Source organism: Telluria sp. ZT3P39 (genome assembly GCF_059685935.1).
This window is the reverse complement of the sequence record NZ_JCASIH010000023.1, coordinates 21829-38821: the sequence shown is the minus strand read 5'-3', so window position 1 is coordinate 38821 and position 16993 is coordinate 21829. Positions and strand designations below refer to the sequence as shown.

13 protein-coding genes are annotated in these 16993 nt (G+C 61.9%); 1 reads left to right on the top strand and 12 read right to left on the bottom strand.

Going from position 1 to position 16993, the window contains the following annotated elements:
• From AC56LR_RS17825 to AC56LR_RS17785, 9 genes are all read right to left on the bottom strand, one after another.
• Positions 1-540, bottom strand: coding sequence for a hypothetical protein (locus AC56LR_RS17825; protein WP_497132239.1), 540 nt, complete (start codon positions 538-540; stop codon positions 1-3).
• 68 nt (positions 541-608) lie between these two features.
• Positions 609-2819 carry an OsmC domain/YcaO domain-containing protein gene (locus tag AC56LR_RS17820; RefSeq protein ID WP_497132237.1) on the bottom strand — a complete coding sequence of 737 codons (2211 nt, stop codon included), beginning with the start codon at positions 2817-2819 and terminating at the stop codon, positions 609-611.
• Positions 2820-3186: 367 nt separating this feature from the next.
• A complete protein-coding gene (locus AC56LR_RS17815) occupies positions 3187-3414 on the bottom strand; it encodes a PEP-CTERM sorting domain-containing protein (RefSeq protein ID WP_497132288.1) in 228 nt (75 codons plus the stop codon).
• 25 nt (positions 3415-3439) lie between these two features.
• Positions 3440-3703: a YkgJ family cysteine cluster protein gene (locus tag AC56LR_RS17810; protein ID WP_497132235.1), complete on the bottom strand. Its 264-nt coding sequence runs from the start codon at positions 3701-3703 to the stop codon at positions 3440-3442.
• On the bottom strand, positions 3703-5352 hold the full coding sequence (locus AC56LR_RS17805) for a GTPase (RefSeq protein WP_497132233.1): 1650 nt from the start codon (positions 5350-5352) through the stop codon (positions 3703-3705). Before AC56LR_RS17805 ends, AC56LR_RS17810 begins: the two co-directional genes overlap by 1 nt.
• On the bottom strand, positions 5349-6596 hold the full coding sequence (locus AC56LR_RS17800; RefSeq protein ID WP_497132231.1) for a P-loop NTPase family protein: 1248 nt from the start codon (positions 6594-6596) through the stop codon (positions 5349-5351). Before AC56LR_RS17800 ends, AC56LR_RS17805 begins: the two co-directional genes overlap by 4 nt.
• Positions 6597-6605: 9 nt before the next feature.
• A complete protein-coding gene (locus AC56LR_RS17795) occupies positions 6606-7184 on the bottom strand; it encodes a hypothetical protein (protein ID WP_497132229.1) in 579 nt (192 codons plus the stop codon).
• 13 nt (positions 7185-7197) lie between these two features.
• Complete coding sequence (locus tag AC56LR_RS17790; protein WP_497132227.1) at positions 7198-7776, bottom strand: hypothetical protein; 579 nt, start codon at positions 7774-7776, stop codon at positions 7198-7200.
• Positions 7777-7784: 8 nt separating this feature from the next.
• Positions 7785-8576 carry a GTPase gene (locus tag AC56LR_RS17785; RefSeq protein WP_497132225.1) on the bottom strand — a complete coding sequence of 264 codons (792 nt, stop codon included), beginning with the start codon at positions 8574-8576 and terminating at the stop codon, positions 7785-7787.
• A 320-nt stretch (positions 8577-8896) separates the two neighbouring features.
• On the opposite strand from AC56LR_RS17785, the gene AC56LR_RS17780 reads away from it, so the two are divergent.
• Complete coding sequence (locus AC56LR_RS17780) at positions 8897-10522, top strand: nuclease-related domain-containing DEAD/DEAH box helicase (protein ID WP_497132223.1); 1626 nt, start codon at positions 8897-8899, stop codon at positions 10520-10522.
• A gap of 88 nt (positions 10523-10610) precedes the next feature.
• Here AC56LR_RS17780 and AC56LR_RS17775 read toward each other — a convergent pair whose 3' ends face one another.
• From AC56LR_RS17775 to AC56LR_RS17765, 3 genes are all read right to left on the bottom strand, one after another.
• Positions 10611-10850 carry a hypothetical protein gene (locus tag AC56LR_RS17775; RefSeq protein ID WP_497132286.1) on the bottom strand — a complete coding sequence of 80 codons (240 nt, stop codon included), beginning with the start codon at positions 10848-10850 and terminating at the stop codon, positions 10611-10613.
• 50 nt (positions 10851-10900) lie between these two features.
• Positions 10901-11497, bottom strand: coding sequence for a hypothetical protein (locus AC56LR_RS17770; protein ID WP_497132221.1), 597 nt, complete (start codon positions 11495-11497; stop codon positions 10901-10903).
• Positions 11498-11731: 234 nt separating this feature from the next.
• Entirely contained in the window at positions 11732-16447 is a 4716-nt protein-coding gene (locus tag AC56LR_RS17765) for a DUF3320 domain-containing protein (protein ID WP_497132219.1), read from the bottom strand.
• Between the last annotated feature and the right edge of the window lie 546 nt (positions 16448-16993).

The following is a 16993-nucleotide window of genomic DNA, read 5'->3' as shown; positions in this document are numbered from 1 at the left end:
TCAGCCGGCCGCGTCCAGGAAGAAGATCGCGTAGGCCCTGGCCGGCGTCTCGACCGTCGGCTTTTCCACCTGCAGCTGGGCGCAGTCTTCCGCCACCAGGCTGCGCCAGTTGCGGATGCCGGCGTTCGAGAACAGCGGGTTGGCCTTGGCGTTCAGGCTGATGTCCAGGGCCAGCCTGGCATTGCGCGGCCCTGCCTTGTCATAGCTGACGCCCTTGAGCTCGATACCGAAGGCGGCCAGCCATGGCTCCCAGGCGCCCGATTCCTTGCCGAGCACGATACGCTCGAGCATGTCCTGGAGCGAGACGCCCTTCTTGGTCACGCCGCGCAGGAACTCCAGCGATGGCGCAAAGCGCGCATCGGTGCCGTGCTTGCCGGCGCCGCGGTCGGCAATCGCCTTGAGTTCCTTCGAGAAGGTCGCATCGCGCTCGGTGTAATCGCGCACGCGGTTGTAGAAATCGCCATCGAGGAAGGGATTGTCGGGGCGGCCGCCAGGGGCGCCCTCTGGTTTGCCGGCTGATGGCTGTTTTTTAGTTGTCATGGTGTTCAAACGTCGATGTAAGGGCGGAGTGTAGCACTGCCGGCCGGGCGGCGAGCAGTGCCGGGCGGCTAGTCCTGGCCGGCTCCAGGCGCAGCCTTGGCGCGCGCCTTGTGCAGCTTCTTGTAGCTGTCGATCAGGCGGTGGTGGCGGTCGAGGCCTTCGAGTTTCATGCTGGTCGGGCGCAAGCCGAAGAAGCGCACGCTGCCGTCCACCGAACCCAGGGCGGCATCCATCCGGGCGTCGCCATACATCCGGCGGAAATTGACGACGTAATCATCCAGCTCCAGCTCGTCGTCGAGCGTCACCTCCAGCATCACGTTCAAAGCCTGGTAGAACAGCCTGCGCTCGACCGTATTGTCGTTGTACTGCAGGAAGGCGCCCACCAGCTCATGCGCTTCCTCGAACTGCTGCAGGGCCAGGTGAATCAGCAGTTTCAATTCGAGCACCGTGAGCTGGCCCCAGTCCGTGTTCTCGTCGAATTCGATGCCGATCAGGGTCGCGATGTCGGAATACTCGTCCAGTTCATTGTTGTCCAGGCGCTCGAGCAGCGCCTCCAACGCGGCGTCATCGAGGCGATGCAGGTTCAGCACATCTTCGCGGAACAGCAGCGACTTGTTGGTGTTATCCCAGACCAGGTCTTCGACCGGATACACCTCGGAATAACCCGGCACCAGAATGCGGCAGGCCACTGCGCCGAGCTGGTCGTACACCGCGGTATAGACCTCCTTGCCCATCTCTTCGAGAATCCCGAGCAGGGTCGCGGCTTCCTCGGCATTGGCATTGCTGCCCTGCGCGGTGAAATCCCATTCGACGAAATCGGTATCCGCCCTGGCGCTGAAGAAGCGCCACGACACCACGCCGCTCGAATCGATGAAATGCTCGACGAAGTTATTCGGCTCCGTCACCGCATGGCTGGTAAAGGTCGGCTGCGGCAAGTCGTTCAGGCCTTCGAAGCTGCGGCCCTGCAGCAATTCGGTCAGGCTGCGCTCCAGCGCCACCTCGAAACTCGGGTGCGCCCCAAAGGAAGCGAAGACGCCACCCGTTTTCGGGTTCATCAGGGTGACGCACATGACTGGATAGGTGCCGCCCAGCGAGGCGTCCTTGACCAGCACCGGAAAACCCTGCTCCTCCAGGGCCTGGATCCCGGCCACGATGCCGGGGTATTTCGCCAGCACCGCCGGGGGCACATCCGGCAAGGCCATTTCGCTCTCGATGATTTCGCGCTTGACCGCCCGCTCGAAAATCTCGGACAGGCATTGCACCTGGGCTTCGGCCAGCGTATTGCCGGCGCTCATGCCATTGCTGGCATACAGGTTTTCCACAAGGTTGGACGGGAAGTACACGGTCTCGCCATCGGATTGCCGCACGAAAGGCAGCGCGACGATACCGCGCTCGGTATTGCCGGAATTGGTATCGACCAGGTGCGAGCCACGCAGCTCGCCGTCAGGATCGTAGATACCGAGACTGTATTCGTCGAGGATGCCGCTCGGGAGCGCATCTTTCTTGCCGGGCTTGAACCAGCGCTCGTTCGGATAATGGACGAAGTCCGCATTGGCGATGTCTTCGCCCCAGAAGGCGCCGGCATAGAAGTGGTTGTTGTTCAGGCGCTCGATATATTCGCCCAGGGCCGAGGCCAGTGCGCTTTCCTTGCTCGCGCCCTTGCCGTTGGTGAAGCACATCGGCGAATGCGCGTCGCGGATATGCAGCGACCACACGTTCGGGACGATATTGCGCCAGGACGCGATCTCGATCTTGATCCCTAAATCGGCGAGCTTGCCCGACATATTGGCAATGGTTTGCTCCAGCGGCAGGTCCTTGCCGACAATATAGGTACTCGCATTCGCATCCGGCTGCAGGGTCAGCAGCGCCTGCGCGTCGGCATCGAGGTTCGCGACTTCTTCGATCACGAACTCCGGCCCGGCCTGCACCACTTTCTTCACCGTGCAGCGGTCGATCGAGCGCAGGATGCCCTGGCGGTCCTTGTCCGAGATATCGGCCGGCAGCTCGACCTGGATCTTGAAGATTTGCTGGTAGCGGTTCTCCGGGTCGACGATATTGTTCTGCGACAGGCGGATGTTTTCGGTCGGAATATTGCGGGTATCGCAGTAGAGCTTGACGAAATAGGCCGCGCACAAGGCCGACGAGGCCAGGAAATAGTCGAACGGACCAGGCGCCGAGCCGTCGCCCTTGTAGCGGATGGGCTGGTCGGCGATGACCGTGAAGTCGTCGAACTTGGCTTCAAGGCGAAGCTTGTCGAGGAAGTTGACTTTAATTTCCATAAAAAATCCTGAATTCAAAAATATAAAGCCCTGCGAGGACAGTAATGCTGTTCAGTTAAACGTAGGGTGGCCGGGTTTCCCGGCCGCGCGTAAGCTCCGATGCGATCTGCCACAGCGCATCGGTGATGTGAACGCGCGGCCGGCGAAGCCGGCCACCCTACATTTTTATGCTAACTGAACGGCATTACTGCGAGGACAGGGCTCTATGGTCAATCAACATGCTGAATGTGCTGCGGTTCACCCGGCGCAAGATTTGGCCCAGAGGCGGGATTTTATACTGATTCGCGGTCCAGGGCCGTGCCGATCCGGAAGAACGCACGGCGACCGCTGATCGGTGCATGGTGCCTGCCGGCGATTTATTTAGTGATCATCGAGCAGCATGCGCACGCCGTCGACCGTACAAAAGGGCAAGTCCCACCGGCAGCATCGCGATGAGCGACGGTTCCGGCACCGCCGGCACCGGGTTGAGCAGAACGGAGCCGTAGCAGAACACACCGGCCCGATCACACGAGTGGGACAGGTGTCGTGCGGATTGCGTTGAATGCCCGAGGTCTGGCGACCCGGCCGAACAACCGTAGCCCGATGCCGGGACCATCAAGTGCTTTTGTCCCGATCCTGCGCTACAAGCGCGCGCAAATGTCGACGTTCGCTTTCACGAAGTCGTCCCACGAGATCCGCTCGGCCAGGTGCGCGACATAGTAGTCCTGCACCCGGCATACCAACGGCCGCTGCTCGTAGATCCTGCAGCTGCGCGCGTCCTCGTCGAAGTTCCGACAGGTTCCGTCTCCCCGGTCCAGCCATGCCGTCTCGGGGCTACGGTCGACCAGACGGCAGCATTTGCCGCAGCCGTTGCACGGGAAAGGCGTCAGCGCAGGCCCGCTCATCAGGCGCCGGCAACCTGTCGCAAGTTGCCCAGTACCCGCTCGATCCGGCGGCTGTTCTCCTGCTCCGCATCGCTGAAGCCGGCCCGCAGAAGCGCGACCTGTTCGTTGACGTTGTCGAAGAACGCGCTGCTCTCCTTCGCGACGATCGCCGCCATCGAATTCTCGAAGCCTTCCGCCAAGTCCTGCGCGAAGTCTTCCATCTGCTGGACGGCGCGTTCCCGGGCGCGTTGCTGTTCCTCGTGCAGCTTGTGCAGGCGCTCAGCTTCCGGATCTCCCTTGAACAGCGTGTACAGGCCTTCGCCGATCGACGCCGCAAGACCGACATAGGGGATCCACTTGCCGACGATCGCCGTGCCCCACTTTTCCATGGTCTTGATGCCGATTCCTTTCATCAGGCTGGGCATGGTCTTCTTGATGACCTTCAGTCCGCTGACGATGTGTTCCGGCTTGGCCAGGCCGCCGAGCTGCTGGACGGTTTCCTTGATGGGAAGCGACTGCCCCGCGGGGCCGGGCATGGACGGCATGTCCTCATCGTCCTGCGCGCCGGCATCCCCGAATTCCGGCACCGCACCGGGCGCGTCCGGCTGCCCTATATGCGGCAGGCTGACCTGGAACTCGTCGATCTCCGCCTGCACCAGGGATACCACCGCCTGCAGTTCGCTCTCCAGGCTGTGGCTGACCTGCTCGCCGGCCTTGCGCAGCAGCTGTTCGAGCTGGCCCTGGCACTCCTGCGGCGAGGTGCGCAGATACACCTTGCTCATCTCGTGGACATGGCTGCGCTGGCGCGCCAGCACGCGCGCCATGTCGCGCGAAAACCGCGACCTTTCGGCGTTGATGCGCTGGAGCAGCCGGTCGTATTTCTTCACTGCGGCGCTCTCCGACCGCGACTCGAAGGTGTCGGCGACCGTCTCCAGGAACCCCTGCAGCTCGCCCTTCAGTCGGCCATAGATCTGATTCGTGCCGATGCTCTGCAAGAAGCCCTTGAGCTGCTGCTCGAAGGCCGGGAACTCGCTCAACTCGACCATCAAGGCTTGGCCCTTGACGGCGCCCTGCAGGGCGCGGCGCGCATTGACTTTCGAGATCGGGATTTCCTTGAGCACGTCGGTCAGCCCGCGCGCCGCGGCCATCGCCTGGAGGCGGGCGCGCACCTGGTCCTTGAGATGCACGAAGGTATCCGGGCTCACCGGCTTTTTCTCGTTGAAGACAAGGTAGATCTGCTTGCGCGCCGCGACCATGTCGAGCAGCACTTCCAGGGTCTTCTCTTCTTCGACGGTGCCGAGCGGATCCACCACGAAGATGACGGCGTCCGCCTTGAGCATCTGGGCCTGGGTAACCTGCTCGTGCTCGATGGGCGCGTCCACGCCCGGCGTATCGAGGATGCTGTAGCTGCCCCACTGGTAGGCCGTGACCGTATCCGTCTTCGGGACGTCATCGACGGCCGCGGCCTCGCGGCCGATCAAGGCGTTGATCAGGGTACTCTTGCCGGCGTTGTAGACACCGTAGACCATGACGACCGCATCGGCCTTGCCCTTCTTGTCCTCGAACATCGCCTCGACCGGCGCGAACTGCAGGGCCAGGTCGGGATGGCCGGCGACGATGGCGCGGGTCCGCTGGTAGGCGTCCAGCAGCTGCGTGGGATTGGTACTCATAATGCTTCCTGTTTGTCTTCGATGATGCGCAGCAGCGCCTGCAAGTCGGTGTCGAACTTCCGGATGGTGCCGGCCAGCGGGTCGAGCAGGTCGTCCACTTCCTGCTCCACCGAGCGCCACAGGGCGCCGGCGGCGCCGCGGATCTGGATGTCGAGCGCTTCCTGGGCCTGGCGCACGGCCTGCAGGCGAATCTCCTGCAGGTTGTCGCCGACGGTGACTTCGATTTCACTGTAGCTGGTCGACGCGCTGTTGCCGGTGGCCCCGCCCAGCGCCCCGCCGACGCTCGCCCCGATGCCCGCGCCGGGAGGGCCGCCGAGCAGGAAGCCCACCGTGCCCAGCAGGAGGCTGCCGAACAGGCTGTTACGGCCCCGGGTGCCCGACTGGACGCGCGGGATTTTTTCTGTGACCTTCTGCACTTCGAAGTCCGGCAGGCGCACCAGCTCGCTGGCCTGGTAAGTGTCCTCAATCGCCGTGGCAAAGCCGGACATCATGTCTTCGAAAACGTCGCCGAGATGGACTGTCACGGTCTCCTGCATCTGTGCGTTCAGGGCCTTCTGGAATGCCGCCAGCTGCGCGGTCAGGCCGGCGCCGTGGCGGTCGGCCTCGAGCCGCTCGAAATACTGGTCGACGAAGTCCTGCAGTTCCGCCTGCGCAGCGTGGACGACCGTGTTCAGGGTCTTGTCTGTCCGCATTTTCGCGTCCTGCAAGGGCTGGCGGAAACCGGCGATCAGCGTTTCGTAAGGACCGAGATCGGCATGGCAGGCTTGCAGGAAATGGTAGAGATTCGCAACCGGCGTGCGCTCCTTGATCTCCAGGCCTTCCGAATGCGCGATCCGATGCAGGGTCGCAAACAGTTCTCCCATACCGCTTTCGGCAAGCCTTGCCTCGTCGCCGGCGTGGAGCTGCGCATAGCGGGCCGAGACCGGCACGATGTCGACCCTTGCGACGAGCGCGGCGCCGCACGCCGTTTCCAGTGCCTCGCGCACGTAGGCAACCTGCCGCCCGCAACGCGCGACATCCTTCATCACCACGGTCTGCACCAGGGTCTCTCCGTCCGGGGCCGGTTCTTCCTCGACGTCGTCGCTGCCGGTCAGCAGCAGTACGATCTTCTTGTTCTGCCCGACCAGGCGCTCGATCTCCGACATGTCGCTTTCGCGGCCCGGGGAGTCGGACTTCATGGTGTACAGGATCAGGTCGGCGTGGTCCACGTAGCGCAGCGCCAGCTCACCGTTTTCGCGGTTCATCGAATGCAGTCACGGCGAGTCGACCCAGGTCAGGCCCGGCAGCCGGAAGCCCTGGATCGAGCTGGTCGCTTCGACGGCGCCGACGCGGAACTCGCACCGGTCCTCTGCCTCGCCCTTCTCATCGCCTCCCCGTACCGTCGTCTGGTCGCGGGAAAAATAGGCGGGTGCGTCCTTGGGGGCGACCTGGCGCTTGATCTCCGGCGTCGGATCCGTGTGACCCCACGCTATATAGTTTCCAAGCGAACTCTTGCCCGACTTGACCTTGCCGTTGACGAAGACCAGCAGCGAGTCCCCGAAGTCCTTCTGGAAGCCGACGCCCTTCTCACGGTCGAGCACCCTGGTTTTCCATTCGCCCTTCGTGGAATCCATGAGGTCGATGAAGGCGCTGAGCTGGCCATGTGCCGGATGGGTTTTCTTGAGCTGCTTGCGCGCCCGCGCCAGCTGCTTGTCGATATCGGACAGGAAGTCCTTGCGCAAGTCTTCGAAGGCGGTTTCCTGCCCTTTTGCCCAGTCCAGGGTATTGCTGAACTTGTTCTTCAGTTCCTGGAACGATGCCAGGAGCTCCGTACGACGGATAGGGTTGCTCATCGATCTTCTTTCTTCATGCGGACGGCGTGGCGCCGGCCTTCAGCGCCAGCAACTGCTGCTCGATCCCGTCCCATGCCTTGAGCTCGTCGTCCAGCGCCGCGATCTGCGCGGACTGGCGATACTGCTTGCGGCTCCCCTGCAGGCGCACATCGTAGGCACGGGTATAGAAATCGAGGTTGCCCGCGATGCGCGTGATGGCGGCATCCCTCGGCGGGAACGCCTCGCGCAGGACATGCTTGATTTCCTCCGCGCGCAGCGGATCGGCCGGCGGCAGGGTATAGCCGTTGGCGCCGAGGCTTGCGATGAAGGATGGCGAGCCGGTCTGCGCAAGGTCGGCCACGCCATCGAGCGCCGCCGACAGGCCTTCGCCCAGGCGCGCGCCGCCTTCGGCGAACAGGACGCAGGCGTTGGTACGCTTCTGTTCGCGCTCCTGCTCGCGCTGTTTCAATGCCGCCGCCTCGCGGCGGCGGCGTTCCTCGCCGACGTCGACGCTGCTGGAATTGCTGCTCGACGAATCATCGTCGCTGACTGCTTTCACGATCGCTGCGCCGAGGCCGAAGACTGCAGCGCCAATTAACCAGGGTAATGCCATGGGTATCCTTAAATCTTCTTGAACGCAGCGGCGCTGGCGTCGAGGTGGCGGCGAAGCTGCGCGACCTGCTCGTTGAAGGCGGCGAAATCCGCCGTGACTGTATCCTGTAGGGCCTGCCGGGCTTCCTGCGCACTGCGGCGGCCCTGCCCGACTTGCGCCAGCAGGGCGTCGATCTGGAGGGCCCGTTTACGGGCACGTACCGCGCGCACGTCCCCGGCCAGCCGGCGCAGGTGGGAAGCCAGTGCGTCGATGCCGCTGGCCGCTGCCAGCACGGCCTGGCCCTTGCGGACGCCGTCCTGGTAACGCTTGCCGGAAACGCGGAAGATGCGCGGCGCGAAACCGAGCGCCTGTTCGCATTGCTGCGCGATGCGCTGCTCGATCAGGTCGATCTTTTCCGCCGCTTCCTTGTCGATCTTGCTGAGGACCACCACGATGTTGCTGGACGCATGTTCGTCGAGCGTGTCCCGCAGCGCCTCCAGCCAGCTGAGCTCGACGGCTTCGAGTTCGCCCTGCGGCTGGTGCACGAACAGCACGATGTCGCCTTCGCGGGCGCCGCGTTGCGCATGCTCGTCGTCCTCGCCCGTCGCATCGAGTCCGGGCGTATCGAGGAACACGCACTCGCCGCCCTCATACCGCGCGTTCAGCACGGTTTCGCGCACGTCATTTGTCTTGAAAAATTCTTCTTCGACATGCTCGCTCAGCATGTTCATCAAAAAACTTTTGCCGGCGTTCATCAAGCCGTAAGCGACGACGATGGGTTTCGCCGGCCGCTGCTCCGACGCCAGAGCGCCGACTTTCATTTGAGTGTCCTGGTATCTCATCCAAACCGCGCTTTCAGTCATGCCATATAGGGGAATGCCACGTGCAGGCGCATGTCCATGCAAAATTCCAAAAAATATCTTAGCAACAGCAATCGTTCTATTTTATCGAACAGAATTTCATTATGGAAACTTATTTGCCGAACAGGCGACGTAAATAGTGAAATTACCCATCGCGGGTAAGCGCTGCACGTGAATATCGTCACAGACCCGGCGACAAGTGTTGTCGCAAGGTTCTTGCACTTGTGTCGAAGCGCTTGAATTGATGATAATGGGCAAGTCCGCTCATCCTCTTCTATCTCATGGCCAGTCTTTCTCCGCAGCTCCTTCCCCCTCTCCGTACCGACGCCGGACGCTACCGCGAGCTCGACGTGCTCGAACGCTTGCGCGACCACCTTCCCGACGGCTTCGAGGTCTTCCACAACATCGCGCTCCATACCTTGCGCGGCGGGCGGGATTGCTACGGCGAGATCGACGTCGCGGTGCTGTCTCCGGAAGGGTGCCTGCTGCTGATGGAGGTGAAGGCCGGATCTGTCGTGCTGCGCAACGGCGAGATCTTCAAGCTCTACGGGGACGGCGAATGCGACGTTGCGCGCCAGGGTCGCCTGCAGCGCGTGGCGATGCAGAACCGGCTCAAGGAGGCGGGCCTGGAGACGACCGTGATGAGCTGCCTCGTGCTGCCCGACTACGAACTCGGCGACAGCCAGCTGATATCGATTCCGCGCGACCGGATCATCGACGCAGCCCGTTTCGGCAACATGGTGTCGACGGTTCGAGAGTGGTTTGCGGCCACCGGCAGCACGGTCGACCGCACGGACTTGCGCAGGCTGCTGCTCAACCAGTTCCAGGTCACGCCCAACCTCGAGGTCATGCGCGACCAGCTGCTCGGCAGCGTGCGGCGCCTCTCCGATGGCCTTGCAACCTGGGTGCCGCGCACCGGATCGCCGACCGGCATCTTCCGGATCCAGGCCACCGCCGGCTCCGGCAAGACCCAGCTCGCGCTGCAACTGCTCGAGACGGCCGCCGCCGAGCGCCTGAACGCGTGCTACGTCTGCTACAACCGCAGCCTGGCCGACCACGTGCGCACTCTGGTCTCGCCGAAGGTCGAGGTGGTCAACTTCCATGAGCTGTGCGTCGAGCACTACCGGCGCAGCCAGGGCGATCCCGATTTTTCGCCGGACGCGTTCGAACGCATGGCCGGGCACTACGTTTCCGCCAGCGCCGGCTTCGCGCAGAGCCTGGACCTGCTGATCATCGACGAGGCCCAGGATTTCGACGCGGGCTGGGTGGAAAGCCTGTGCAGCCGCATCCGGCCCGACGGCAGGCTGTATGTGCTGGAAGACGAAGCCCAGCGCCTGTACCGGCGCGACGGTTTCGGGCTGGGCGACGCGGTCACGATCCAGTGCAGCGACAACTTCCGCAGCCCGCAGGTGATCTGCGACCTGATCAACGCGCTGGCCCTGGTGCGCCCGCCGATCCGCGCCCTGAATCCCTACCGCGGCGAGCTCCCCGGCATCCGGACCTACTCTTCCGACCAGGAACTGCTGGCCCGGACCGAGGACGCGGTCGGCGCCTTGCTGGCACGGGGCTTCGCCCTGGCCGACATCGCCGTCGTCTGCGGCCGCGGCCGCGACAAGTCGGCACTGCTGAACCGGGTCGGCATCGGCCCCCATCTCACCCGCCGTTTCACCGGCGAATACGACGCCAGTGGCGAGCCGCGCTGGAGCAAGGGCGAGCTGCTGGTCGAATCAGTCTACCGCTTCAAGGGCCAGAGCGCACCGGCGGTGGTAATTGCCGAGATGGATTTTGCGGAGCTCGACGAGGTAGCGCGGCGCCGCCTGTTCGTCGCGCTGACCCGGGCGCAAATGGCCGTCGAACTGGTGCTGTCGGACAGGGCCGAGCGCTGCCTGGCCACCCTGCTTGCCTAGGCCGCACACCGGTTAGCTGCTCACCGGCATGTCCTGTGCGATCGAGAAGGCGCGGAAGGATTTCATCGGCCTTCCTGACATGCTCGGGTCATGTGCAGCGACCCGGGCATGCCGCTTCAGGAAACAGCAGCATCGACGTCCGTTGGTTGTTCCAGGCTGTCGACGAGGACCCCGAACATCTCCTGGCCATGGGCGCGGATCGTGCCTTCGCGATGGAGAACGATGGTGCCAGCCGATACGACGGCTTGTCCTTGTGGGTCGCTATATCGTCGAACAATTGCTGGACGTTCTTGCCACTCCATTTATAGGGGCGCTGGTAATCCGGGATCTTCGGATTCGTTCTTCATCGGCTCACCTGCCTCGTTGTCGGAAGCTCGCTCAGGCGAGCGCGGCTTTCGCGTCCAGGACCGTAAGCAGGGCGCTGTCGACATCGAACCCCTCCATCAGCAGGCTGACCATCTCTTCCCTGTCGTCTTCACTGAAATCCTTATAGGCGTCGCGGTGCGCGCGGAAATGCGCAAACAGCAGTTCCCGCGCCTCGGCCTCCCTGCGGCGCTGGAGCGGCGTGGCAACCTTGATCGAGCGGGTCACGTAGGCATCCAGGACCGGTTGCGCCGCCGACCAGTCGAAAGCGGCGACTTCACGCATCTGCTGCAACCAGTTCCCCGAAAAGCCACCGCCCGGCTCCCCCTTACCCTTGTTGACAGCAAGACAGGCCAGGTTCGGATAGCCGCTCTCATTGCAGAATGCCTCGACGAACAAGAGCTTCATGCCGATACCGATCGGTACCGCGCGCTTGACCTCCTCATCCTCGGGGAACATCGTGCGGGCCTGGTCGAGCAGGTCACCATAGAAAATCGATTTTCCCGGATGGGTCGCGGCGTAGCGCACGAGCACTGCGTAGAGCCTGGTGCCGACGTTGATGTCGTTGATGGTAAAGGGGCGCGGCAGAATGGTTTTGGAGGCAGTCGTCATGGTGTCGTTGGGCTCGCTCGTCGTGAATAGTGGCAAATGCTACGGGGCGGAGCGACAAACAATGTCGGGTTCAATCGCCTGTGCCACTGTAAGGTTTCATCAAGGAAACTAACTATACCAAAAGATTGCTCCAAAAATAAGAGCAATCGAGCAATTGAGGTACGCTGATTTTTCTGGACACTCCTGTTTGGGGATGCAACCGGTGATCTGGCCGGTTGCATGGATCGGTTACGATTACACCATAGCCTCGTTTAGGGCGGTCAGACCTGAGGCCAGTCGCTCTTGCAGTTCGCCCCCCACACGCTTGAATCCAAGCAGACGCGCCGCGCAACGCACCAGTTCCGCGTCCTCCCCGCCTGCGTTGTCAGCGCGCGCCAGACGCAATGCTGCACACACCTCCAACATGGAGATGCTGGCCGCCTTCAGCGTTGCACCGCTCTCGTTGGAGCGGTCTCTTACCGGCGTGTCGTCCACTTGGGCCTGCGTGAACCAGAACGCGCCTTCGTTGAGAAGTGCGCTGCCGCGGGCCTCTGTCGCTGCGAGTGCAGCTTTCGTCACACCGAGAATCCTGCTCCCTGCTTTCTCCTTGCCGAAGCAGCTTGCAAGCCGTCGCGCGATCTCATCAACATGGATCGGTCCTTCTTCCTGGACGATTCGTGCCGTCACGTCTGCGAGGAAATGGACCGGAGTGTCAAGCAACTCCTGTGCTTCCATGGGGATGTAGGAACGCTTGTAATGCGGCATCTGCCGCGGCGCTACTTCAGGCACATCGAGTATCAGCGGCAGCTCGTCCGTTGCCGGCGCGGCAGGCGCCTGCGTGTTCGCTCCTTCAAGAGAAATGGCCTGTTCCGCCAGGCGGTGCGCGTCCACCAGCGCCACTTTCAGCCGCTCGATCTCCAGCTTGCGGTTGTAGAACCAGTCGGTACTCCAGATACGATAGAAACGCCACCCGAGGTGTTCGAGTACGTCCTGACGCAGGCGGTCCCGCTCGCGTGCCCATAAGGCACTGTGATAAGTCGCACCGTCGCATTCAACTGCGAGCACGTAGGTTCCAGGCCGGTCCGGGTGACGAATCCCCAGGTCGATTCGAAATCCGGCGGTGCCGACCTGCGGGTCGGCCATGTAACCCAGGCCGCGGACCACGCTGGCGACATCTTCCTCGAAAGGCGACTCCGCGATGCCCCCCGAGGAACTGACACCACTGAGGCTCGCACCACTTGCGAACTCGAGGTAGTGCTTGAGAATGCGAACTCCTTCGCGTGCGCTACGGGCAGGATCGATATCACCAGGGTGGAAGGAAGCAAACACTTCACATTTCAACCTGGCACGGGTAAACAAGACGTTCAGCCTCCGCTCGCCACCTTCGCTGTTTACCGGTCCGAACGACATGCTGGCCAGCTTCCCACCTGCGACAGTGGGGCCGTAGCACACGCTCACGAAAATAACGTCGCGCTCGTCGCCTTGCACGTTCTCGATATTCTTGACAAAGACGCCTTCGGCATTCCCTTCGCGGAGAAACTCGTTCAGGACAGGGTCGGTGCGCCGGCGCAGTTCCAGCAATTCGGTGATGAGGTTTTTTTGGGCGGACGAGAATGTGACGATGCCGGCTGATACATTCGGATGCAAGCGGGCGTGTTCGGCTATGCGCGTGACAATCGCCTCTCCTTCGATCCGGTTGTCACGCTTTCCGCCCTTGTCGTAAACACCCGGCACACGCGTGAACGTCAGCCCGAAGTTCGCATTCCTCTGCAGCGGCGACGGCGGCAAGATCAATTCGTCATTGTAGAATTCGTGATTGGACACCTGGATCAGCGATGGGTCGCGGGAACGGTAGTGCCATTGCAGCATGCGCGAGTTCAGGCCGCGGGCCTCGCACAGACTCAGGATGCTCTCCATATCGCCGGCCTTCGCGGCATCTCCCAATAGCGTCTCTTCGCCATCTTCATCGGCGAGGTCCTCTCCATCGTCGCTGAGCAAGCGCGCAAAGAAGGATGATGGCGGCAACTGCTTCTGGTCTCCCACCACCACGATCTGCTCCGCGCGGGCGATTGCGCCAAGCGCGTCTTCGGGCCGGACCTGTGATGCTTCGTCAATGATCAGCAAATCAAATGCCAGTGCTCCCGGCGGAACGAATTGCGCGACGGAAATGGGGCTCATCAGCATCACGGGCTTGATCCGTTGAAGTGCATTGCCGGCGCTGGAGAACAGCTTTCGCAAGGCGATATGGCCGCGCTTCTTGCCAAGCTCGCCTCGGATAATCTTCATTTCCCCCATCGCACCCTGCGGCACCTGCGCCAGGTGGCCGGCGACGATGCTTGTGACATTCTCCTTCAGACGCGTGCGCTCCAGCGCCGCGAATTCCGCGACCAACAGATGGCGATCGATCTCGCCGATATTCTTCAGTTCCGGCGAAGACTCCCGCACCATATTCCACAATTGTTCGGCCCGCGCAAACTGCAACTGCGTTGCTGCCTCGTCTGCCCGCAGCGCTCCCGTTTCCACTCCCGTCACGACTTCCTGCAGTCCTGCGTTGACCAACGCGCCATGAGCCTTTTGCAGGGCTGACCAGCCCGTGTACCTGTCAAGCGACGACGCCAGGCGCGCGATCCAGTCAGCGACATCAGATAATGGATGATGCGCCGGATCGTCATTCCCAAGTACCGATGGCGTGAACCGTAATACTTCGAACATTTCGCGAACCGCCACATCCGCTTCCGGCTCCAGCCGGCCCAGTTTTTGTCGAAGATCCTGCACAAGCTCGGGCTTGCGGCCAAGCGCCACCAACGCGCCCGGCGGGCAGGCCAGCGGGGCCAGGCACACTTTCTCGCACCACTCCATCACAGAGAGCAGCTTCGCGAAATCCGTCAGTTCGCCTCGCCAATGATCGCCCAGGCATTGGGCGCAATACGATTCCTCGGCTTTCCAAAGATTCTTTTGCGTGTCGATCCCGATCAGCGTATCAACGAGCGCCAGCCGATCACTGGCTTTCTTCGGTAAATCCGAACGCAACATGCCTGCGAGTTCGCGTGACGCGTGACGGTAAGGACCGCCCCACCGTGTGAAGAAGGACTGAGTGCCTGCTGCGAGGGCGCCGCGCAGGGCAAGGGGCGTAGTAGCGAACGCCGCGTCAGTAAACTGGGCTCCAGCCTCATCCCTGGCTGAACGCCATGTCGCGCCCGCGCGCAAACTCGCCGCGAGGCGACCCAAGTCGCCCTCGGCCAACATTCGGGTTGCCACATCCTCTGTGTGCGGCGCCAGGTCACCAATACACGCCAAGGTCTGTAGGGCCGCATGCGCACATGCGCGTGTATGAGGAAAGTCAACGCCGAGTGCGGGAGCGGCCTCGAGCAGCGCACTACTCAGTGCCGTAACCGATTTGCCGGCTTTCGGCAAAAGGTCCGAAAGTCGCGACAACTCCACCGGCTGCAAGGCCAGGTTCTGAACGCCGGCAAGCGGGTGTGACGCCCGGTTTCCCTCGCTCGCGACAAGCGCACCATAACGACCCACTACCTGCAGCAGTTCGTCCATCTGCTCGCGCGAAAGCATTGCCAAAGTCGAGCCGGCGACCGCGGGGGCCGGGATACCCATGCCAATGAAGCGCGCCTGCGCGCCAAGGACGGAATACGGCGTTTCCCCTGAATTGCCAATCGTCCGATGGAGAACATCGGCAAGCACATTCAATTTGTCGCGGACTCTGGTAAGCGCCTCCGGGGCGTCGGGCATGCCGGGAACAGCTGCCGAACGCGTGATCGTCCGTGCCAACTCGGCGAGTACGTCTTTTTTGTTCGCGGTACGTGAATGCAGTTCAAGGCACACGTCGCGCAATCCTACTTTCACCAGCCGGTCGTGCACGACCGACAGTGCAGCCATCTTCTCTGCAACGAACAGGACACGCTTGCCTTCCTTTACCGCGGCCGCAATGATATTGGTAATCGTCTGCGACTTGCCCGTTCCTGGTGGCCCCTGTACGACCAGGTTGCGCCCTTTGCGCACCTCTTCGATGACGATGGCCTGCGATGCGTCCGCATCGACCACGTGGAAGATATTTTCTGGCGGCAGAACGACATCGAGCCGCTCGCCAGACTTGATCAAAGGCTGCTCGGGTTCAAACCCTTCATAAAGCAGGCCGCGGGTAAGCTCGTGTTCCGCAATGGCGCCTTCGGGCCACGCTTCCGGCGCCAGGTCACGGTACATCAACAGTTTGGAAAAAGAGAAGAAGCCGAGCTGCATTCCGTCGCGCTCCACCCGCCAACTGGACTGGGAGGCGACAGCAGCCTCGACCTGCCTGAAATACTGGGAGGGGCTCCACTCCTCGTCGATCTCGATCTCAGGCAACAAGAGGCCGAAATCCTCCCTCAGCCTTTGCTGAAGAGGCAAGTTCGTGACGATGTCGTCGTCGCGCAGGCGAATCTCAAAAGCAGATGTCTTCTGGTTCCGTGTGATCTGAACGGGAAGTAGAATCAGTGGTGCTTCCCGCTGTACTGCGGAAACCTTCGCTTCGAACCAGGACAGAAAGCCCAGTGCAAGATAGAGAATGTTGACGCCCGACTCTTCTTCGGCGGTCTGAGCCTCGCGCGCTATCTTAAGCAGACGCTTTTGCAAATTATCGGGCCCCATCCGCGTCTCAAGATAGGCATCGGTGAAGCGCTCGGCAGAAACTGCCGGTTCGCCTGCATCAGCCAGCTTGATCCCATCGCTATCGCCCTCCTGATCCTTTCCGATTGCAAGAAAGCGCATTGCCTTGCCGCCGCCAAGAATGCAGTGCACATCCTCCGACCGTTCATTGACGACGTTGACCACGGCTGCGCGCGTATTCTTTCGGTTGACGTGTACCAAACGATTGCGCGTTCCAGTTTCGACCAGGCGCTTGCGGGTCTCGTCGAACAGCTTGCTCAACGCCGACTTGTTCGAACTGGCTTCTTTTGGATTGTCGTTAACTACACTCGCCATGGGCACGGGCCTTTCAAGATTACGCTTGCGACCGACTCGCGATGGCGTCTCAGCCATTATAAGTTCGCTCGTTGCAATTAAGTAATGAAGGTTTGCAGATAACACCAGCGGTTGAGCAAAAACGCAACGCTTCCAGGGAAAAAATAGTTCTGGTGGGTGAGATCGAGGCTGACTCGTGAAATGAATGCATCCGAGCGGGACTTGGAGCGCGTGACAAAACTTCTCGCCTTATCTCCAACAGATGAGTGCGCAGGCAAGCGAAAGAAAGGCATGGTGGGCGTGACGGACGCGTAGCTTGCGGAAACGGTCTAGCCACCCAAGGAGGCGTTCCTCGGCCCGACGCCATCGACCTATAGTCCGTAGCACGTGCCTTCGTCGCCGTTCTTGTCCAGCGTCATAACCCACCAATATTTGCGTGGGTTGGTTGCATATGCCCTCCCCAGATTGCCCTAAATCAATGATTTTCGGAACGACCTCGATAGAATCGAGTCCTCAGCGATGTGCTCCCGCTGCTGTACCCCGGGATCGACGAGGCATATATGGTAT